Annotated in this window: 18 protein-coding genes and 1 pseudogene; 5 read left to right on the top strand and 14 right to left on the bottom strand. The window is 62.6% G+C overall.

The window, feature by feature from the left end:
* Window positions 1-2 precede the first annotated feature (2 nt).
* The 5 genes from ACYZT4_RS06305 to ACYZT4_RS06285 are packed head-to-tail and all read left to right on the top strand — an operon-like array spanning window position 3 to window position 4574.
* The gene (locus ACYZT4_RS06305; protein WP_461986158.1) at window positions 3-365 is read left to right on the top strand and encodes an STAS domain-containing protein; all 363 of its coding nucleotides are present in this window, start codon (window positions 3-5) and stop codon (window positions 363-365) included.
* Window positions 362-766, top strand: a complete 405-nt coding sequence (locus ACYZT4_RS06300; RefSeq protein ID WP_461986156.1) for an anti-sigma regulatory factor — start codon at window positions 362-364, stop codon at window positions 764-766. The genes ACYZT4_RS06305 and ACYZT4_RS06300 overlap by 4 nt, the downstream gene beginning before the upstream one ends.
* Window positions 763-1773 (top strand): ATP-binding protein, encoded by a 1011-nt coding sequence (locus ACYZT4_RS06295; RefSeq protein WP_461988565.1) that lies wholly within the window; start codon window positions 763-765, stop codon window positions 1771-1773. Before ACYZT4_RS06300 ends, ACYZT4_RS06295 begins: the two co-directional genes overlap by 4 nt.
* On the top strand, window positions 1766-2641 hold the full coding sequence (locus ACYZT4_RS06290; protein ID WP_461986154.1) for a sensor histidine kinase: 876 nt from the start codon (window positions 1766-1768) through the stop codon (window positions 2639-2641). The genes ACYZT4_RS06295 and ACYZT4_RS06290 overlap by 8 nt, the downstream gene beginning before the upstream one ends.
* Window positions 2631-4574 carry a response regulator gene (locus ACYZT4_RS06285; protein ID WP_461986152.1) on the top strand — a complete coding sequence of 648 codons (1944 nt, stop codon included), beginning with the start codon at window positions 2631-2633 and terminating at the stop codon, window positions 4572-4574. Before ACYZT4_RS06290 ends, ACYZT4_RS06285 begins: the two co-directional genes overlap by 11 nt.
* A gap of 32 nt (window positions 4575-4606) precedes the next feature.
* On the opposite strand, the gene ACYZT4_RS06280 is transcribed toward ACYZT4_RS06285, so the two are convergent.
* The 14 genes and pseudogenes from ACYZT4_RS06280 to ACYZT4_RS06215 form a co-directional block, all read right to left on the bottom strand.
* The gene (locus ACYZT4_RS06280) at window positions 4607-7240 is read right to left on the bottom strand and encodes an excinuclease ABC subunit UvrA (protein ID WP_461986150.1); all 2634 of its coding nucleotides are present in this window, start codon (window positions 7238-7240) and stop codon (window positions 4607-4609) included.
* Window positions 7241-7364: 124 nt separating this feature from the next.
* Window positions 7365-7565 (bottom strand): annotated as a pseudogene (locus ACYZT4_RS06275) (hypothetical protein); the annotation flags it as partial.
* Between the two features lie 54 nt (window positions 7566-7619).
* Window positions 7620-10718, bottom strand: a complete 3099-nt coding sequence (locus ACYZT4_RS06270) for an error-prone DNA polymerase (protein WP_461986149.1) — start codon at window positions 10716-10718, stop codon at window positions 7620-7622.
* Window positions 10694-12109 (bottom strand): Y-family DNA polymerase, encoded by a 1416-nt coding sequence (locus ACYZT4_RS06265; RefSeq protein ID WP_461986148.1) that lies wholly within the window; start codon window positions 12107-12109, stop codon window positions 10694-10696. Before ACYZT4_RS06265 ends, ACYZT4_RS06270 begins: the two co-directional genes overlap by 25 nt.
* A 7-nt stretch (window positions 12110-12116) precedes the next feature.
* Window positions 12117-12734 (bottom strand): translesion DNA synthesis-associated protein ImuA, encoded by a 618-nt coding sequence (gene imuA, locus ACYZT4_RS06260; protein WP_461986146.1) that lies wholly within the window; start codon window positions 12732-12734, stop codon window positions 12117-12119.
* Entirely contained in the window at window positions 12734-13351 is a 618-nt protein-coding gene (gene lexA, locus ACYZT4_RS06255; protein ID WP_461986143.1) for a transcriptional repressor LexA, read from the bottom strand. Before lexA ends, imuA begins: the two co-directional genes overlap by 1 nt.
* A gap of 95 nt (window positions 13352-13446) precedes the next feature.
* The gene (locus ACYZT4_RS06250) at window positions 13447-13731 is read right to left on the bottom strand and encodes a DUF971 domain-containing protein (protein ID WP_461986141.1); all 285 of its coding nucleotides are present in this window, start codon (window positions 13729-13731) and stop codon (window positions 13447-13449) included.
* Window positions 13728-14690, bottom strand: coding sequence for a HEAT repeat domain-containing protein (locus ACYZT4_RS06245; protein WP_461986139.1), 963 nt, complete (start codon window positions 14688-14690; stop codon window positions 13728-13730). The genes ACYZT4_RS06250 and ACYZT4_RS06245 overlap by 4 nt, the downstream gene beginning before the upstream one ends.
* On the bottom strand, window positions 14687-15535 hold the full coding sequence (locus tag ACYZT4_RS06240; RefSeq protein WP_461986137.1) for an ABC transporter ATP-binding protein: 849 nt from the start codon (window positions 15533-15535) through the stop codon (window positions 14687-14689). Before ACYZT4_RS06240 ends, ACYZT4_RS06245 begins: the two co-directional genes overlap by 4 nt.
* Window positions 15535-16317, bottom strand: a complete 783-nt coding sequence (locus tag ACYZT4_RS06235; protein WP_461986135.1) for an ABC transporter permease — start codon at window positions 16315-16317, stop codon at window positions 15535-15537. Before ACYZT4_RS06235 ends, ACYZT4_RS06240 begins: the two co-directional genes overlap by 1 nt.
* 24 nt (window positions 16318-16341) lie before the next feature.
* On the bottom strand, window positions 16342-17748 hold the full coding sequence (locus ACYZT4_RS06230) for an ABC transporter substrate-binding protein (protein WP_461986133.1): 1407 nt from the start codon (window positions 17746-17748) through the stop codon (window positions 16342-16344).
* Window positions 17749-17979: 231 nt separating this feature from the next.
* Window positions 17980-18225: a 4Fe-4S dicluster domain-containing protein gene (locus ACYZT4_RS06225; RefSeq protein WP_007946457.1), complete on the bottom strand. Its 246-nt coding sequence runs from the start codon at window positions 18223-18225 to the stop codon at window positions 17980-17982.
* A 25-nt stretch (window positions 18226-18250) separates the two neighbouring features.
* Complete coding sequence (locus ACYZT4_RS06220; protein ID WP_461986131.1) at window positions 18251-19996, bottom strand: fumarate reductase/succinate dehydrogenase flavoprotein subunit; 1746 nt, start codon at window positions 19994-19996, stop codon at window positions 18251-18253.
* Complete coding sequence (locus ACYZT4_RS06215) at window positions 19993-20745, bottom strand: GntR family transcriptional regulator (RefSeq protein WP_461986129.1); 753 nt, start codon at window positions 20743-20745, stop codon at window positions 19993-19995. Before ACYZT4_RS06215 ends, ACYZT4_RS06220 begins: the two co-directional genes overlap by 4 nt.
* Window positions 20746-20881: the final 136 nt, after the last annotated feature.

Genomic DNA, 20881 nt, shown 5'->3' with positions numbered 1-20881 from the left:
CGATGGAACGCATTCCAATTCTGAAAATGGGCGACTTCCTGCTGGTGACCATTCAGGTCGACATGCACGATCAGTTGGCCCTGACGCTGCAGGACGACCTGTCCGAACGCATCAGTAACACGTCGGCACGCGGCGTGTTGATCGACATTTCCGCACTGGACATGGTCGATTCATTCATCGGCCGGATGATCGGGACGATTTCCGGTCTGTCAAAAATCATGGACGCAGAGACCGTGCTGGTGGGCATGCAACCCGCCGTTGCCATCACTCTGGTGGAACTCGGCCTGACCTTGCCTGGCGTCAGTACCGCACTGAACGTTGAACGGGGGATGAAACTGCTGCAGGACCGGGTGCGCGACCAATGACCGTAATCAGCAGCGGCAGCCAACCCATTCGTATCGAACAGGACGTCGTGCTGGCGCGCCAGACCGCACGCAAACTGGCCACCGAATGCGGCATGCGCCTGATCGACCTGACCAAAATGGTCACCGCCGTCAGCGAACTGGCCCGCAACACCATGGTGTATGGCGGTGGCGGCGACATGGACTGGGAGATCCTCGACGAAAACGCGCGCACCGGTTTGCGCCTGGTGTTCCGCGATGAAGGCCCGGGCATTCCCGACCTCAAACTGGCCATGACCGATGGCTGGACCTCCGGCGGCGGCCTGGGGTTGGGCCTCACCGGCGCCAAGCGGCTGGTGGAAGAATTCGAGCTCGAGACCGAGCCCGGTAAAGGCACTCGCATAACGATCACCCGATGGACATGAACATTGGCGGTTCGATGACGCAAGTGTTAACCATCGAAGACAGCAGTCAGGTCGGTCACGCACGCCGCACTGCGCAGCAACTGGCGGAACGAAACGGCTTCGACGCCACGGACGCCGGGCGTGTGGCGCTGGTGGCCACCGAGCTGGCGAGCAACATCCTCAAGCACGCCACCCGTGGCGAACTGCACTTGAGGCTATTGCCACGCCAATCGGGTGCCGGCATCGAAATGATTGCCATTGATCGCGGCAAGGGTTTCGATCTGCACGCGTGCCTGGCCGACGGTTTTTCCACTCGCGGCACTCAAGGCATTGGCCTGGGGGCGATGTCCCGCCAGGCCGACGTGTTCGACGCCTATACCGACGCACGCGGCGCCGTGCTGTTGACGCGGTTTTATCAACGCAGCGACAAGGCTGCGGATCGACGGTTCGGCGTCAGTCAGCATTCGTTGGGCGACGACCCGGCCTGCGGCGATGTCTGGCATCTGGCGTTCGACGGGCAATGCATCAGTGCACTGGTGATTGACGGGCTGGGACATGGCGAAGAGGCCGAACGTGGCGCCCGCGCCGGCGAAAAAACCTTCTCCCTGGCACCGTTCGATACGCCGGTGCTGTTGCTGGAAGACATCCATCGGTCGATGATCGGATCACGTGGCGGCGCCTTGGCCATTGCGCAGTTCGACGGCAGCGCCGATGCGTTAAAATTCGTTGGCATCGGCAACATCGGTGCGTGCATTATCGCCCCAGGCAAATCCCGCGGTCTGGCCTCCCATCCGGGCATCGTCGGCGGGCAATACCGCAAAGCGCAACCCTTTGATTATGCTCAAGTGAATGGACACCTGTTGATCATGTACAGCGACGGCTTGCAGTCCCGTTGGAACCTGCACGATTACCCCGGCCTGGTGCACCGCCATCCCGCCGTGATCGCCGCACTTCTGCACCGCGATTTCTGCCGTGGACGCGACGACGTCACGGTGTTGGTCATTGCTCTGGAGACAGCCCATGGCTGAGACGACCATGAGTCAGAATGACGAACAGGCAGCGCTGATAGTGCGGTTGCAAAGCGAAGCGAATGCGCTGCGCGAAGAGTTGGACGAAACCAACCAGGGCGTCCTTGCGCTGTACGCCGAGCTCGATAATCAGGCCGAAGAGTTGCGCCAGGCGTCGGACCTCAAAAGCCGTTTCCTGTCGTACATGAGCCACGAGTTCCGCACGCCTCTGGGCTCGATCCTCAGCATCGCCAGCCTGTTGAGCGATGAACTCGACGGCCCTCTAAGCCCGGAACAGCACAAACAGGTGGCGTTTGTCAGCACCGCGGCGCGTGAACTGAGCGACATGGTCGACGACTTGCTCGACCTGGCGAAAATCGAAGCCGGGCGCATCACCATCTCGCCGGCCTGGTTCGACATGTTCGATCTGTTCGCCGCCCTGCGTGGCATGTTCCGTCCGATTGTCGACGCCAGCGCCGTGGACCTGATCTTCGAGGAACCGGTCGGTTTGCCGAAGTTGTTTACCGATGATAAAAAACTCGCGCAGATCCTGCGCAACTTCATTTCCAACTCGCTGAAGTTCACTACCCGCGGTGAAGTACGCGTTTCCACGCGGCTGGAGGGTGGTGACCGGGTGCGCTTCGCCGTGACCGATACCGGAATAGGTATCGCTGCGGAACTACATGGCGCATTGTTCGAGGACTTTTCCCAAGTCGATTCGCCCCTGCAGAAGCGTCTGCGCGGAACCGGTCTGGGGTTGTCCTTGTGCAAACGCTTCGCCGAACTGCTGGGCGGTGAAGTCGGGGTCGAGAGCACACCGGGGGTCGGTTCGACCTTTTTCGTGATCATCCCGCTGGCCATCGCCATGGAGCCCGTTGATGAAACGTGATATCCGCCTGCTGATCGTTGATGACAACGTCGCCACGCGCTATGCCCTGCGTAGACGCCTGGAACCGCATGGCTATGTCGTGCTTGAAGCCGGTACCGGCGGCGACGGTCTTGCGCTTATCGACAGCGAATCGATCGACGCGCTGATCCTCGACGTCAACCTGCCGGACATGAGCGGCTTCGACATCGTGCGCAAACTGCGCTCCGAAGCCGCTACCGCCCTGCTCCCGGTGATCCATGTCTCCGCCGCGTCGATCCAGACCGGCGACATCATCACCGGCCTCGATGCCGGGGCCGATGCCTACCTGATTCACCCCGTGGACCCGGATGTATTACTCGCGACCCTGCGCACGTTGCTGCGGGTGCGCGATACCGAAAATGCCCTGCGTGAAAGCGAGGCGCGCTTTCGCGAGATTTTCGTCAACGTCTCGGCGCCCATCGCTGTGCTGGATGCGCAGCTCAAGGTGCACGAATGCAACCATGCATTCGCCCGGCTGATCCAGGACAATCGCGACCTGAACGCGCTGCGTGAGTGTTTCGGCGAACAGCAGGAAGCGATCCTCGATGAACTGCGCTTGCGCCTGAGCGCCGGCGAGCGCTGGAAGGGCACGCTGAACATGCGCGTCGAGGGTGAGCAGCGGGAAACCGAATGGCAGATCTCGCCCTACCGCACCCCGGAGTTGAGCCTGGTGTTCGTCGAGGACGTTACCGAACACCGCCACCGCGAACGCTCGCACCTGGCCAGGCTCGACGATGCGACCTCGCAGCTGGAACATGAGATCGCCGAACGGGTGCGCACCGAGGCTCAGTTGCTGCAAGCGCAAAAAATGGACGCGCTGGGCAAACTCACCGGTGGCATCGCCCATGACTTCAACAACCTGCTGACCGGCATCATTACCAGCCTGGAACTGATCCAGAAACGCATCGCCGACGGGCGCACCGACAAGGTCGGGTTTTACGCCGAAGCGGCACAGAACTCAGCGTTGAGCGCCGCCTCGCTGACCCATCGCCTGCTCGCATTCGCCCGCCAGCAGCCGCTCGACACACGGCCCGTGGACATCAACGAACACATCCGTTCGCTGGAAGAATTGCTCGCACGCACCATCGGCGAACATATCGCGCTGAAACTCGAACTGACGTCGAAAGCGGCCATCGCGCTGGTTGATCCGATTCAGCTGGAAAGCGCCGTGCTGAACCTGGTGATCAACGCCCGCGATGCGCTGCCCCAAGGCGGCAATATCTGGGTCAGCACCTATGCGGCGTATTCACACGGCGACCTGAAACTGGCGGACGGCGCCTACGTCGCTCTGTCGGTACGCGATGACGGTACCGGCATCGAACACAACGTGATCGACAAGGTGTTCGACCCGTTTTTCACCACCAAGCCACTCGGCCAGGGCACCGGGCTTGGGTTGTCGAGCATATACGGGTTCGCCCGGCAATCGGGGGGCGATGCGCACATCCGCAGCGTGGCCCGACGCGGCACCGAAGTGACCATCATGCTGCCCGCCAGCGGCGATCCAACCAGTGTGGTCGTGGAACCTGACACCGTGGACCCGCAAGGCTCAGGCGAACATGTGTTGATTGTCGAAGACATGCCGTCGGTGCGCATGTTCGTCGCCGAAGTGCTGGCAGACGCCGGTTATCGGTGCACGCAGGTGGGTGATATCGAAGGGGCGCTGGACCGCCTGCAGAATGATCCGTCCATCAATCTGATGCTGACTGACGTCGGTCTGCCACGCATGAACGGCCGCGAACTGGCGGACGTCGCCCGCGGGTGGCGCGAGGGTTTGCCGATCCTGTTCATGACGGGCTATGCGGAGAACGCGCTGAACCGGCAAGTGTTCCTTGGTGATGGCATGGACATGCTGATCAAACCATTCCAGATCAGCGAGCTGCTGGACAAGGTCCGCCGCACCCTCGATTACGCCTGATCGCCATCGCCAGCAAGCAAGCAAGCAGGCTCCTACAGATTGAGGGTTTTGGCGAGGAACGGCGCGGTCCGGCTCTGTTTGCTCTTGGCGACTTTCTGCGGCGTGCCCGCCACCACAATCCTGCCGCCCTGATCCCCGGCGCCCGGGCCGATGTCGATCACCCAGTCACTCTGCGCGACCACGCGCATTTCGTGTTCGACGACGATCACCGTATGCCCCGCTATCACCAGCGTGTTCAATTGCTCAAGCAGGCGATCGACATCCCGCGGGTGCAGCCCGGTGGTGGGCTCATCGAGTACGTACAAGGTCGCCCCACGCTGATTGCGTTGCAACTCGGTGGCCAGTTTGATCCGCTGCGCTTCGCCGCCGGACAATTCGGTCGCCGGTTGACCGAGTCGAAGATAACCGAGGCCAATATCGCGCAGCACTTCCAGGGAACGGCGAATCCCCGGTTGCTCGACGAACACCTCGACCGCTTCGTCCACCGTCAACTGCAACACCTGAGCAATGTTCAAACCCTGCCAGGTAATCGCCAGCGTGTCGGGGTTGTAGCGCGCGCCGTGGCAGGTCGGGCATGGTGCGTAGACGCTGGGCATAAACAGCAATTCGACGCTGACAAAGCCTTCGCCTTCGCAGGTCGGACAACGCCCCTTCGCGACGTTGAACGAGAACTGGCCGGCATCGTAGCCCGCGGCTTGCGCCTCGGCTGTCGCGGCGTAGAGCTTGCGCACGTTGTCGAACAGCCCGGTGTAGGTCGCCAGGTTTGAGCGCGGTGTGCGGCCGATGGGTTTCTGGTCCACTTGCACCAGACGCTTGATCGACGCCAAGCCTGAACTGACCTGACCGCCACTGACCTGCGGCGCATCGTCCTCAAGGCTCAATTCCTGCGTTTCGTTGTCGCTGGCCGAGCGCCCGAGATGTGCGCCCACCAGTTCCAGCAACGCCTGGCTGACCAGACTGGATTTACCCGAACCCGAGACGCCGGTGACCGCAGTGAAACAACCCAGCGGAAACTCGACATTGAGGTTATTCAGGTTGTTGCGGGTGATGCCTTCCAGGCGCAACCAATTGCTCGGCTTGCGGCTATCTCGCGGCGCAGTCACCTGATCGGCGAACAGGTAAGCGCGAGTCTGTGAGTCCTTCACTTCGGACAGGCCTTGAGGCGGTCCACTGTAGAGAATCTGCCCGCCGTGCTCGCCCGCTGCCGGCCCGACGTCGATCAGCCAGTCGGCGCGGCGCATGGTTTCCAGGTCGTGCTCGACCACGAACAACGTGTTGCCTGCGGCTTTCAAACGTTGCAAGGCTTCGAACAGCGCTTCGCCATCCGCCGGGTGCAGACCGGCCGAGGGCTCATCCAGCACGTAAATCACCCCGAACAACTGCGAACCCAATTGCGTGGCCAGACGCAGGCGCTGCAACTCGCCGGACGACAGCGTCGGCGTGCTGCGCTCCAGTGCCAGGTAACCGAGGCCGAGGTCGGTCAAGGTGCTGACCCGCTCCAGCAAATCCTCGGCTATCCGTTGCGCGGCCAGGCGTTTTTCCACCGACAGGTTGGGTGTGTGACGCACGTCCGGGGCGTTGGCGTGACCGCTGGCGCCGTGGGCCACGCGTTGCTCACGGGCTTCACGGGTCTGGTCGTGGGTGAGGGTTTCGCCTGCCTCATCAGCCTGTTCGAGGTAACTCCGCGCAGCCACTGGCTTCAGCACTTCGGCCACTTGCAGCAACGGCATTTGCGACAATTCGCCGATGTCGTAACCGGCGAACGTTACAGAGAGCGCCTCGCGCTTCAGGCGTTTGCCATCGCACAACGGGCACGGACTGCCAAGCATGAATTGCGAGACACGCCTCTTCATCAGCGCACTTTGCGAATGGCTGAAGGTGTGCAGGATGTAGCGCCGCGCGCCGGTGAAGGTGCCCTGGTAACTCGGCTCCATTTTACGTTTGAGCGCGACGCGGGTTTCTTCCGGCGTGAGCCCGGCATACACCGGAACGGTTGGGGTTTCTTCGGTAAAGAGAATCCATTCCCGCAGCTTTTTCGGCAGATCGCGCCACGGTTTATCGACGTCGTAACCCAGGGTCACGAGAATGTCCCGCAGGTTCTGGCCCTGCCACGCCGTGGGCCAGGAGGCGACGGCGCGCTGGCGAATGGTCAGGCTCGGGTCCGGGACCATCAGCGCTTCGGTGACTTCGTAAACCCGGCCCAGGCCATGACATTCCGGGCAGGCGCCTTGCGGCGTGTTCGGCGAAAAATCTTCGGCGTACAGCATCGGCTGCCCCGACGGATAGCTGCCGGCACGGGAATACAGCATGCGGATCAGGCTCGACAACGTGGTCACGCTGCCCACCGAAGAACGCGTGCTCGGCGTGCCCCGCTGCTGCTGCAAGGCGACGGCGGGCGGCAGGCCTTCGATGGAATCGACGTCCGGCACCCCGACCTGATCGATCAGACGCCGCGCATACGGCGCGACGGATTCGAAATAGCGCCGTTGCGCTTCGGCGTACAGGGTCGAAAACGCCAGGGACGACTTGCCCGAACCGGAGACGCCAGTGAACACCACCAGGGCATCGCGCGGGATATCGACGTCGACATTCTTGAGATTGTGTTCACGGGCACCGCGCACCCTGACCATGCCGGAAGGAGGATTGAAGGTGCGTTTTGAAGTCATCAGGTGGCCTTGATCAGAAAGTTCGAAGGATGAACGCATTATCGGGAATTTGCGTAAATCCCTGGGAGCTGGCTTGCCAGCTCCCAAGGATTGAGCTAGCCGTTGACAGTGCGTCGGGGCTGTAGGGTTTGCTCAGTAAAAAGGTCTCGGCGCTGAGTAGGTTCCCCAACTCGGTGCTGCTCCAGTCGAACGCCCGGATACGTCCGGCCATTTCGCCGTTCCACCCGGCACACCCGCGGCTATTGTCTAGAGCTGGATCGACTGACTCGGTGTCCTGTGATTGGCGCCCGATGGTTTCGAGCACGGTGCGCGCCAATGGTTTCATAGAGGTATAGCTGAGTCTTGTGGGGCACGGGTATGCGCGCGGGTCGACAAGGGATCAGTGGAAGTCCCGGCTACGCACGCTGATGCCGTCGAGCAATTCGCTCAGGTCGCTCAACCGTCCGGCAATCAAATGCCGTACCTCGCCCTGCTTTTCCCAGCGCCCATCGACCTTGAGCAACTGTGAGCCCACCAACACCTGACGTTGCCGCTCGGCCAGGTCGCGCCAGACCACCACGTTGACGTTGCCGAACTCGTCTTCGAGGGTGACGAACGTCACGCCGCTAGCGGTTCCCGGACGTTGGCGACCGGTCACCAGCCCGGCGATGCTGACGGGCCGGCCGTGCTCGACGTCGAGCAACTCCTTCGAACTGCGGCAGCGCCGGGCTTTCAATTCACCCCGCAGCAGGGCCAGTGGATGCGGGCCAAGGGTCGTGCCCACGCTGTTGTAATCGGCCAGCAGGTCTTCGCCGACTGTGGGTTTTGGCAACGCCACCACGTCTTCTTCCTGGCTCGGCAAACCGGCGAACAAACCCAGTTGCTTCTGCACCCCCGCCACCTCCCAGCGCGCTCGATGCCGATCACCGGCCAGTCCACGCAAGGCGCCGGCATCGGCCAGTTGCTCCTGCGCACGGGCATCCAGTCGCGCCCGTTCACCGAGGTCGGCGATGTCGATAAACCCGCCGCTCGACCTGGCGGCTTCGATACGCCGCGCATCGTCCTCGCGAAAACCTTTGATCATCCGCAGCCCCATGCGAATCGCCGGCTGCGCGCCGATGATCGGTTCGAGGCTGCAATCCCAGTCGCTGGCGCGAACGTCCACCGGGCGAATCTGCAAATGATGCCGGCGGGCGTCCTGGAGAATCTGGTCCGGGCTGTAGAAACCCATCGGCCAGCTGTTGATCAGTGCGCAGGCGAAGGCCGCCGGCTCGTGGCATTTCAACCAGCAACTGGCGTAGGTCAGCAAGGCAAAACTGGCGGCGTGGGACTCGGGGAAACCGTAGCTGCCGAAACCTTTGATCTGCTCGAAAATCTGCGCGGCGAACTCGGGCGTGTAGCCTTTTTTTTTCATTCCGGCGGCGAGGCGATCCTTGTGCGGTTCCAGTCCGCCGTGACGTTTCCACGCGGCCATCGAGCGGCGTAATTGATCCGCTTCGCCGGGGCTGTAATCGGCGGCGACGATGGCGATTTGCATGACCTGTTCCTGAAACAGCGGCACGCCGAGGGTCCGTTTCAACACGTCCCGCAACTCTTCGGAGGGATAGCTTTCCAGTTCTTCCTTGTTTCGTCGCCGCAGGTACGGGTGCACCATCCCGCCCTGAATCGGTCCGGGGCGAACGATGGCCACTTCGATCACCAAGTCATAGAACGTGCGGGGCTTGAGCCTGGGCAGCATCGACATTTGGGCGCGGGATTCGATCTGGAACACGCCGACGGTGTCGGCCCGGCTGATCATGTCGTAGGTTTGCGGGTCTTCCGGGGGCACCGAGGCCAGGCTCAGGTCCAGGTCGCGATGGCGGCGCAGCAAATCGAAGCAACGCCGAATCGCGCTGAGCATGCCCAAGGCCAGAATATCCACTTTGAGCAGCCCGACCGCATCCAGATCATCCTTGTCCCACTGAATGATGGTGCGTTCGGCCATCGCCGCGTTTTCTACCGGCACGAGGCTGTCCAAAGGTTGCTCGGAAATGACAAAGCCGCCGGGGTGCTGGGACAGGTGCCGGGGGAAGCCGATCAACTGCTGCGTCAAGCTCAACACCCGGCGCAGCACCGGGCTCTCGGGATCAAAGCCGCTTTCCAGCAGGCGCTCGACCGGCGGCGTGTTGTCACTCCAGTGCCCGCAACAATCGGCCAGCGCATTGATCTGATCCGGTGGCAGACCGAGGGCCTTGGCCACATCGCGCACCGCCCCGGCTGCGTGATAAGTGCTGACCACTGCGGTCAACGCTGCGCGGCTGCGGCCATAGCGCTGGAACACGTACTGCAGGACTTCTTCGCGGCGCTCATGCTCGAAGTCCACGTCAATGTCCGGCGGCTCGTTGCGCTCCCTGGAGAGAAAACGTTCGAACAGCATGTTCATCCGGTCCGGATCGATCTCGGTGATGCCCAAGGCAAAACACACCGCCGAGTTGGCCGCCGAGCCCCGGCCCTGACAAAGGATTTTCTCGCGCCGGGCGAAGGCGACAATGTCCTGAACCGTCAGGAAGTAGCTTTCATAACCCAGCTCGGCGATCAGCCCCAGCTCCTTGTCGATCAGCCCGCGTACCTTGTCGCTCGCCCCGGCGGGCCAGCGCTCGCGGATACCACGTTCGGTCAGCTCGCTGAGCCAGGACGCGGCGCTGTGACCTTCCGGCACCAACTCGCGGGGATACTGATAACGCAACTGGCCCAGGTCAAAGGTGCAGCGCCGGGCGATGACCAGCGTTTCATCAAGCAACGCTGGCGGGTAGATCGATTCCAGGGCATCAAGGCTGCGCAGGTGCCGCTCGCCATTGGGGTGCAGGCGCAACCCGGCCTCGGCCACCGGCAGGTGATGACGGATTGCGGTCATGGTGTCCTGCAGGGCACGGCGTCCACGGATGTGCATGTGCACATCCCCACTGGCCACTGGCGCAATCCCCAGCTCCGTCGCCAGCGTCAGCAAGGCGCTCAATCGCCCGCTGTCGTCCTGGCCGCGATGCAACTGGACCGCCAGCCACAGGCGTTCGGCGAACGTCTGTTGCAGCCAGTGGCCACTGGCAAAATCATCCACGGAGTCCGGCACCCACAACGCCAGCAACCCCGGCAACGGTTCACTGAAGTCCTCGCGCAGTACTTGGTACTGGCCTTTCTGCGTGCGCCGCCGCGCGAGGGTAATCAGCCGGCAGAGGTTTTGGTAGCCCTCAAGGTTTTCCACCAGCAGCACCAGTTTCGGACCGTTTTCAATGCGCATTTCGCTGCCGATAATCAGCGGCAGCTCCACCGACTTGGCCGCTTGCCAGGCACGGACGATGCCCGACAAGGTGCATTCATCGGTGATCGCCAGCGCCTGATAGCCGTGTTTTTTTGCCCGCTGAAACAGTTCAAGAGCGCTGGAGGCACCGCGCTGGAAACTGAAGTTCGACAGGCAATGCAACTCGGCATAGTCGATGCTCATGCGAACCAGCCCTGCAACCACAACGGGCCACCCTCACCGACCGCACGATAGGCCCAGCCCTGTTGACCGGAGCGGGTTTCGACCAGGTAGTAATCTCGGCGCACGTCATCGCCGTCCCACCAGCCGGACTCGATGCGCTCCGGCCCCATGAGAATGCGCGTCGAACCTTCGTGAACCGACTGCGGTTCCATCAGCAACCAGCCCGGACGCTGCACGCCCGGCATGCCCCCAAAGCGCTGGCTGTCAGCACTGGCCTGCCACGCGCACTCCGGCCGGTGATCGGCCTGGAACCGCAAGCCCTGCACCGCTTCATCCCCCAGCCGCGCGCGCAGGCGTTCGCGCAGTTGCTCCCACGGCAGGGATTGCTGCGGACGATCGTCGAACAGCTCCTGATACTGCGGAACGAAGGCCGGCAAGTCTTCGGCGCGCAAACGGAAACCGCGCACCGGCGCCTCGACCTGGACGTGTTCCAGGCGCCCGCGGGCCAATTCGAAGAGCATCGCCGGCTCACGCTCGGCGCTGAGCAGGCCGACCTTGATCACGCTGTCGGGCAACCCGGCGTGTTCGAGGTGCAGGTCGAAACGCTGCACGCCACTGTCGCGACCGCACAGAAACGCCGACAGGTCGCCGGTCAGGCGGCGTAACGGAAACAGCAGCGCCTGATGGGATTGCACGTCGAAATTGAGCTCGATGCGCACATCGAAGCGGTCCGGCGGCAGGTAGAACGCCAGTGCCAGCCGACGTACGCCCAGCAAAGCATCCAGGTGCTTGAGCACCTGCGACTCGAAACGCCGGGCCAGGCTGTTCCGGGGCAACGCCTGCACTTGGTTCAAGGTGCGCAGCCCCATGCGCGACAAGGCCGTGGCGACGCTGGCCTCCAGCCCGATCCGGTCGACGGGCAATTGCCCCAGATGATGCTGCAAGGCTTGCTCGTCGGGCACTACCAAGCCGTCATAGGCATTGGCCAGAATCCGCGCCGCCACCGGGTTGGGTGCGGCAACGATACGGTGACGAAACCCCAGCTCGCCGAGTTCGGCGCGCAGTCGCGCTTCGAGTTGCGGCCAGTCGCCGAACAGGCCCAGGCTGGACTCGATTTCGAATACCACCGCACGCGGGTAATGCACGCTGACCTGGGAGCTGAAGCGGTAGGCCCACGCGGCGAGAAACTGCTGCCAGTGTTCGATCTCGGCCGCGTCGTATTCGGCGGTGACAAAACCTTTGCTCAAGGCCTGGGCGGCGGTCATCGACTGGCCGGGGCGCAAGCCCAGCGCCCGCGCCGAGGCGTTGACCGCCTGCAATACCCGACGCTGCGCCGGGCCGGTCAGTAGCGCCAGCGGCTCCTCGGGGTCGGCGCGCTGACGCAGTACTGCGTCCAGCGCCAATTGCGGAAAGAGAATACAGACCCAGCGCATGGCAACCTCAATGCCCCATCGGGAAGGGAATCGGCGCCGAACGGGCCAGGCCGCCGCGGCACTTGAGCACGCGCAACTGCGCAGGCCTGGCATCGATGGCGATGCGCAGCGCGGCCGGTGACGGGTTAATCGCCTCATTGAGCGAGCGGTAGGCAAACGCCAGAGTCGAACCGGTTTCCGCCGCCACCTGCAAGCGCCGCAACGCGCGGTCATCGGCCTTGTGCGGCCAGCACAGCACCGCGCCGCAACTGCCCGAGCGCAGGCATTGCTCCGCCGCCCACAGCGCATCGCGTTCGCTGGCCTGGATGATCGACAACTGGCGCAGATCGACCCCGGCGTTCTGCCACGCATGCGGATAGGGCACGTACGGCGGCGCCACCAGCACAATGCGCTCGCCCGCTGCCGACAACCGCGCCAGTGTCGGCCACACCAGTTGCAACTCGCCGACGCCCTGCCCGGCCAGAAGAATTTCGCTCAGCGCCGCTTCCGGCCAGCCACCGCTGGGCAACGCCGCATCCAGCGCGGTGTGCCCGGTGGGTTGCGGGCTGGCGGTCGGTGGCGCAGGCCGGCCCTTCCAGACCTGGCCGCCATTGAACAGCGTATCCAGCGCAACGACGGCGCCCATCACCCTTGCCTCACCAGACCGCAGAACACCCCTTCGATGGCGAGGTCCTGATCGGCTTGAACGATGATCGGCTGGTACGCCGGGTTACGCGGCAACAGGCGCACCGCATCGCCGACCCGTTCGAAGCGTTTGATCGTAACTTCACCGTCAAGCCGCGCCACGACGATCTGGCCGTTGAGCGCTTCGGGGTTGCGGTGCACGCCCACAAGGTCGCCGTCGAGAATGCCGTCCTCGATCATCGAATCGCCTTTTACCCGCAGCATGTAATCCGGCACACGGGAGAAAATTGACGGATCGAGCAGCAAACGGCTGTGTATTTCGGCATCGGCCCCGATCGGCGCACCTGCCGCGACCCGGCCGAGCACCGGAATGTCCAGCAACTCGGGCCGCACGGGTTGCCCGAGCAGGCGAATGCCCCGGGCCTGATGCGCATTGACCTCGATAAAACCGGCGTCGGTCAGCGCCAGCACATGCTTGCGCGCCACGCTGCGGGAGGCGAAACCAAAGGCCTCGCTGATTTCAGCGAGGCTCGGGGACTGGCCGTGCTCCGCGATTCGATCGCGGATAAAGGTCAGGATGGCGGTACGGCGGGGAGTTAAAGTCGTCATGGAGTACATTTGTACTCTTCTGATGTTTTTCTGGCAAGGACTTGTAAGAGTCCGCTTGTTGGCGATGGCGATTCCGAAGCCGCCATCGCCGGCAAGCCGGGCGCCTACGGGGGTGAGGTCAATCCTGCCAGGTAGGCCCACGGGTAGATTCCGCGTTCGTGACCGTCGCTGAAGACCAGTTGCAGGCCGTAGCCCTGGGCGTTCAGTTCGATGATACGGACCCGGTCATCGACCCTTGACGTCATGCCTTGCAGACGAAAAGCCCGGCATTGCGAACACGGGCACTGGCGGCGCAATTCGGCATGATCGAGCAACTGCTCGCGCCCGTCCGGCCAGTTCAAGCGCAGCTGCCGTTTGCCTTGGGAATTGCCCACCGCCACCGGGTTCATTGCAACTGACTCAAGGCAATGCGTACCGCTTTGCGCACCTCCGGATCGCCATCGTCCTGCGCCGCCAGCAAGGGTGCGATGGCGCCTTTATCGTTCAACTCGCCAAGGGCCAGCGCCGCTTCCTTGCGCAGATTGCTGATGCGATGACCGAGGGTTTCGATCAGCGCGTCCAGCGCCGGGGCAAAGCGCAAACGCCCGAGGCTGCGAGTCGCACGCAGGCGCACTTGCCAGTAGTCGTCGCCCAGAGCTTCGACCAACGCGGGGCCGGCGTCGCTGTGCCCGACTTTGCCCAGCGTGGTGGCGGCTTCTTCGCGCACTTGCCAGGCCTGGTCTTGCAAGGCCTGACGCAGCGCCGGCAACACTTGAGCGTCGGACGCCAGCCCAAGCGCCCCGGTAGCAGCGCGGCGGACTTCGGTGTCCGGGTCGTCGCTGGCCAAACGCGCCAACGCGGGCAGCGCGTCGAGCTGCTTGAGCCAGCCAAGCACGCCAACCGCCTCGCGGCGAACACTCGCGTCGGCATCGTTCAACGCGACGCCGGCCGGTGCGGCGGCACCGGGAAAGCGCAACTCGCGCAAGGCCCGGAACGCGGCGATGCGTACGCTGATGTCGGCATGCCCCGTCCACGGCAGAATCACCCGTCCGGCCGCTTCAGTCTTGAGCAGGCTCAAGCTCTGCGCAGCGGCCGCTTGCACCGTCAGCGACGGATCGGTCAGGGCCTGGCACAGCGCCTCGACCACCGGTTCATCCTCCCAGGCCTCCAGCAACCGCGCGGCTTCAGCGCGGACTTCTTCGGTCGGGTCTTCGACCAGCCGATTGACCAGCCAGAGCAAGCCGTCCGGTTCCTCAAGGTCGGCCAGTTCGATCAGGGCAATCCTGCGCACGCCAGCGTCTTCATCGGTCAGACGCGGTTGCAGGGCGAGGATGTCGTCGTTGTCGGTTACATCGAATAGAGAGGTCATAGGGCAAATCGCGGCAGTTTGTTTTCAGGAGGCAGTCCGAGAGGGTTCAGGCGCGGTAGCTGCCGACCGTCTTCGTGGCGCAGCAAGTCGAGGCAATGGCGCTTCAGCCGGGTGAACTCGTGGCGGGTGACCAGTTCGGTGGTGCGCGGCCGGGGGAAGTCCAGGCGCAGGTCTTCGATGATCCGGCCGGGGCGCGTACTCATCACCAGCAACCGGTCGGCGAGAAACAGCGCTTCGTCGATGTCATGGGTAACGAAGACTACGGTGGTGCGAATCCGCGTCCAGATGTCCAGCAACAGTTCTTGCATGTTCAGGCGAGTCAGCGCATCGAGAGCGCCGAACGGTTCGTCCATCAGCAACAGGCGCGGGCGATTGACCAGCACCCGCGCGATCTCCACCCGCTGCTGCATGCCGCCGGAGAGCTGGTCCGGCCAGCGCTCGGCGAATCCTTCGAGGCCGACCAGCGCGAGGATTTCGTCGGCGGCCTTGTGCCGTTCGGCCTTGCCGATGCCACGCATTTTCAGGCCGAACGCAACGTTGTCGCGCACCGTGCGCCAAGGGAACAGCGTGTGATGCTGGAACACCATGCCGCGTTGCGGCGAGGGGCCTGAGACGGCGGCACCGTCGACGTTCAGGGTTCCGGCGGTGGCCTGCAGGTGTCCGGCCAGCGCGCCCAGCAAAGTGGATTTGCCACACCCCGAAGGGCCGAGAATGCACACGAACTGCCCCGGTTCGATCTGGCAATCGAGGCCTTGCACGGCTTCGAACGCAGCACTGCCCTCCCCCAGGCTGATCGACAAGCCGCGAATGTCTATTCGCCCTTCAGGGTGTTGAAACACGCTCATCAGGTTTTTCCTCGTGGTCGGTGCCACGGCGTGAACAACCCGCCGAGGCGTTTGATCAGCAGGCTGCTGCCCATCCCCAATACGCCGATCAGCAACATGCCGACGACGATGTCGGCGTAGTTCTGGATGGTGTAGGACTCCCAGGTGTAATAGCCGATGCCGTACTGGCCGGAGATCATTTCCGCGGTCACCAGGCAGAACCATGAGGTGCCCATGCCGATGGCCAGACCGGTGATGATGCTCGGCGCCGCGCCTGGCAGAATCACCTCGAGCAGAATCGCCCGACGTTCGGCGCCAAGGCTTTTCGCCGACGCGATCAGGCGTGGGTCGACGCCTTCGACGCCGTGCACGGTGTTGAGCAGGATCGGGAACAGCGCGCCGGTGAAGGTGATGAAGACCATCGACAACTCGGACGACGGGAACATCAGGATCGCCAGGGGAATCCACGCGACTGCAGGGATTGGGCGCAGCACTTCCAGCGGCGGCAGCAACAGGTCTTCGGCCCATTTCGACCGGCCGATCGCCAGGCCGAGCGCGATGCCGATGATCAGCGCCGCGAGGTAACCGGCAAATATGCGGCTGAGACTGCTGCTCAGGTGCCGGGCGAGTTTGCCGGAGTCGCCAAGGCCCATCGCGGCTTCGATCACCGCTACCGGCGTCGGGACGTTGGCGAAGGTGACCAGACCGAGGTTCCAGTGGTGGCTGGCGGCGAGTTGCCAGAACAGCAGGCAGAGCAGAATTGAAGCGGCTCGCGGAATCCAGCGTAAGTAGGATCGGTACACAATGCTTCCTCTCAACCCTGGGGTTTATCGGGCGGCAATTGCCTGAGTCGTGGCGTCGGTGAAGTCGAGGACTTTGCCGCCCTGGGCCGTGGCGAATTGCTGGGCCTGGCCCTTGAGCAGGAACGCGCTCAAGCGCCCTTTCGCATCACTGGCAAACCACGCCTGATCCGCCAGCAGCTTGATCCCGCTGTCACTCGCCTGGGCATACACCGCGCGGATGTTTTTGCCTTCGGCTTTCAAGCTGGCCAATGCCGTGAACGCCGACTCCGCCGAAGCGTACTGACGAACTTTCGGCTCGCCGCGCACCCAGATTTCGGCCACATGGCTGACGTCGGTGATGGCTTTGCCGCTCACTGCATCCACGCCTTTGAGCGGAGTCGGTGCGTAGTTGGCCAGTTGCGCGGTGTAATCGAGGTTCGACGCCTTGAATGCGGCTCGGATGTATTGGTCGTCGATGAACGTGTTGAGGTCGAGGCCGCGATCAGCTTTCTTCAGCAACTTGAGGGTGTCGATGGCAGTGCCGACAGCCTGGCGGTATTCCGGTTTCCAGCTGAGGTCGCGGGTTTGCACGCCGAGCGGGCCGTAGAACAGGTAATTGACCTCGGCGTCGACGCCGGTGACCTTGGCGATCAGCTCGCTGTATTTCTCCGGTTCGGCGGTCAGCAACTGGTTGGCTTCGAGACTGGCGCGCAGGTAGGCGACGACGATTTCCGGGTACTTTTTCGCGTAGGCCTGATCGACCAGCGCGCCATGGAACGTCGGCGCGTTCGCCTGGGAACCGTCATAAATCTTGCGGGCGAAACCGCGGCTCGGGAACAGTTCGGCGAACGGCACAAAGTCGGCGTGGGCGTCGATCTTCCCGGCCTGCAACGCCGAACCGGCGACTTCCGGTGGCTGGGCGATGATGTTCACGTCCTTGAGCGGGTCCCAACCTTGCGCGGCCACGGCACGCAGCAACATGCCATGCGCGGTGGAGGCGAACGGCACGGAGATGGTCTTGCCCTTGAGTTCGGCCAGCGACTGCACGCCCGAGGCGCTCGGCACCACGATGCCGTTGCCGCTGCCCTTGATACTGCCCGACAGCACGCTGATGAACAGGCTGTGCTTGCCCGCAGTTTCGAACGCGACGCCGTTGAACGAACCGGGAAAATCGGCCATGGCGCCAAAGTCGAGTTTGCCGGCGACCATCTCGTTGGTCAGGGGCGCGCCGCTGGTGAAGTTCTTCCATTCCACCTCGTATTGCGCGTCCTTGTACTGACCGTCATGAGGCAGGTATTTGTCCAGCAGACCCAACTCGCGAATCAACAAGCCGCCGGCGGCGCAATTGATCGTGGTGTCCTGGGTGCCGATGGCAATGCGGATGGTTTCGGCGGAGGCCGACAGGGTGAATGACGCCAGTACCAGACCGGCGAATGCTGCACGCAAAAACATAATGGTGTCCCCTCGAATCATTTATAGGATGTTCGTCTCCGCCACGATCAGGGCGCGGTGGGAAACGAGGGGTGTTTGAAGCATGCGTCCGGAGGTGCCGGATGGCCTTTTTTGGGTTGTCACAAAACCAATGTAGGAGTGAGCCTGCTCGCGATGGCGATGGCACATCCAACATCTCATTGCCTGACCCACTGCTATCGCGAGCAGGCTCACTCCTACAGAGAAGGTGTTTCAACGCAGGAGGTAAGGGATTTCGACTTTCACGGCCCCGGTCGGGCAGTCTTTTTCACAGGGCATGCAGTACCAGCATTCGTCGAACGCCATGTAGGCCTTTTGCGTGGCCGGGTTGATCGCCAGCAGGTCCATCGGACAGACGTCGACGCACACGGTGCAGCCTTTATGAGCGATGCAGAGGTCCTCATCCACGGTGACCGGTGCGTTGGAGCGGAAGAAGATTTCCTGGGGTTGATAGGCCATTTCGTGGTCTCTCTTATAGTCAGGCTCAGGCGGCAAAGGCACCGACACGCAGGCGGTCGTAGGCCTGCATTTCTTCGGCATCCAGCGGGATGATGTAAGGCTCGACGGCTTTTTTGAAACTGCTCATCTGGCCGTTTTCATCCTTCTTCAGGTGGCAGTGGCAGAACCAGTCGCTGTCGTTGCGCTGCGGATGGTCGACCCGATAGTGGTAAAGCCCCCAGCGACTTTCGGCGCGGAACAACGACGCGCGGGCGGCCATTTCGGCGCAGTCGCGGATCATGCTGACTTCCATCGCACGCATCAGTTCGTGAGCGTTGTGCGCTTTGATCTGATCGAGATCGCGCTGGATATCGCTGAAGCGTTGCAGACCGATTTGCATCTTCTTGGTCACTTTCGGCGGTTGCAGATAGTCGTTCACAAATCGCCGCAACTTGTACTCGACCTGAGCCGGTGGCAGACCGTGTTCGCGGTCCAGCGGCGCATAAACCCGAGCCTTTTCTATTTCAATCTGCCGGGCATCGATCGCTGAAAACTCACGACCGGCGACAAAATCCGCCGCGTTGGTGCCGGCAAACCAGCCGTAGGTAAATGCGCCGAGCATATAGTTGTGCGGCACGGCGGCCATGTCACCCGCCGAGTACAAACCCTTGACCGAGGTCTCGGCCTTCTCGTTGACCCACACGCCGGACGCCGAATGCCCGCTGCAAAAACCGATCTCCGAGATGTGCATCTCGACCATCTGTGTGCGGTAGTCGGTGCCTCGATTGGCGTGGAACTGGCCGCGACTCGGGCGTTCATTGCTGTGCAGGATCTCTTCGATGTTCTGGATGGTTTCCTCGGCCAGGTGATCGAGCTTGAGGAACACCGGACCGTTGCCGCTTTCGAGTTCCTGGTGGAACTCCCACATCATCTGGCCGCTCCAGTAATCGCACTCGATGAAGCGCTCGCCCTTGTTGTTGGCGGTGTAGCCGCCCAGCGGACCGGTGACGTAGGCGCAGGCCGGGCCGTTGTAATCCTTGATCAGCGGGTTGATCTGGAAGCATTCGAGGTTCGCCAGTTCGGCCCCGGCGTGGTAGGCCATGGCGTAACCGTCGCCGGCGTTGGTCGGGTTTTCGTAGGTGCCCATCAGGTAACCCGAGGACGGCAAACCGAGGCGCCCGGCGGCACCGCACGCGAGAATCACTGCTTTGGCCTTGATCACGTGGAAGTCGGCGGTGCGGCAATCGAAGCCCATCAGGCCGTTGACCGTGCCCTCTTCGTCCGTCAGCAAGCGTGTGCACACCACGCGATTGGTGATGCTGACCCGCGCCCTTTTCAGTTGGCGGTACAGGACCTTTTTGATGTCGTGTCCTTCCGGCATCGGCAACACGTAAGCGCCCATGTGGTGGACTTTTTTCACCGCGTAGTCGCCGGTTTCGTCCTTCTCGAACTTCACGCCCCAACGATCCAGTTGCGAAAGGGTTTCGAAGCTGTGTGTCGCGTAGGCGTAGACCGCTGCCTGATTGACGATGCCGTCGTTGGCAATGGTGATTTCCTTGGTGTACTGCTCCGGTGTCGAGTGCCCGGGAATGATCGCGTTGTTCAGGCCGTCCATGCCCATGCTGATCGCGCCGCTGCGCTTGACGTTGGCCTTGTCGATCAGCAGCACGCGCAGATCGCGGTTGCGTTCCTTGGCCTTGATCGCCGCCATCGGCCCGGCCGTGCCGCCGCCGATCACGACGATGTCGTATTCCTGTTCGAGGGTTTTTCTATTCGCGCAACTGTGGGTCATGCCTGCGCCCCTTTTTGCCGGTCGATCCGCAAGCGGTACTGGAACGCATCGCCGCGGTAGTAAAGGTGTTCGAAGTCTACGGGTTGCCCACTGGCGTCGTGGGTCAGGCGCTCGATGCGCATGATGGGCGAACCGGTTTCAACGTTCAGCGCCTGGGTCAGGTCGCTGTCGGCGAGCACCGCATCAATGGCCAGGTCGGCGTGCCCGAGGGCCAGGCCGCAGTCGTTTTCGAGGATCAGGAAAATGTCGCGAGTGACCAGATCGGCCTTCTCCAGCCGCTCGCCAATGGCTTTGGGCAGGTAGGTGATTTCCAGTGAAATCGGCTCACGATTGATCAGACGCACCCGTTTAATCTGCGCCACGGTCTCGCCTTCCGCCACCTGTAAACGCTCGGCGACCAGTGTGTCGGCGGCAATGAATTTGAAGCTGCGCAGGCGGTTGATCACCTCGTAGCCGCGACCGGTCATGGACTCGGCCAGACCTTGCAGAGTGCTGACGTTCTGGAAGGTTTTCGGCTTGGCGACGAAGGTGCCCTTGCCGTGAATCTTGAAGATCAGCCCTTCTTTTTGCAGATCACCCAAGGCCTGGCGCACGGTGATGCGGCTGACTTTGAACAGCGCACCGAGTTCGCTTTCGGACGGCATCTGGCTGTCTTGCGGGTATTCGCCGTCGAGAATGCGAGCGCGCAGCACGTCACGCAGTTGGGTGTGCAGTGGAATGCTGCTGAGGGAGAGAACGTTATCGGTCATCACAGATCACTTGTTATAACGAGTTATGACGTGATCTTAGAGTTCTAATGACAAGGTTGAGAAATACTATTTGAGAATAAGGTTAGATTCGAAGGATGGCGGCGATCCCGACGCACCGCGTGGCATTGATCGCCGG

The organism is Pseudomonas sp. GB2N2, from assembly GCF_054897705.1.
Note: the sequence above shows the minus strand (reverse complement) of the source record. Positions and strands in the feature narration are given on the sequence as shown.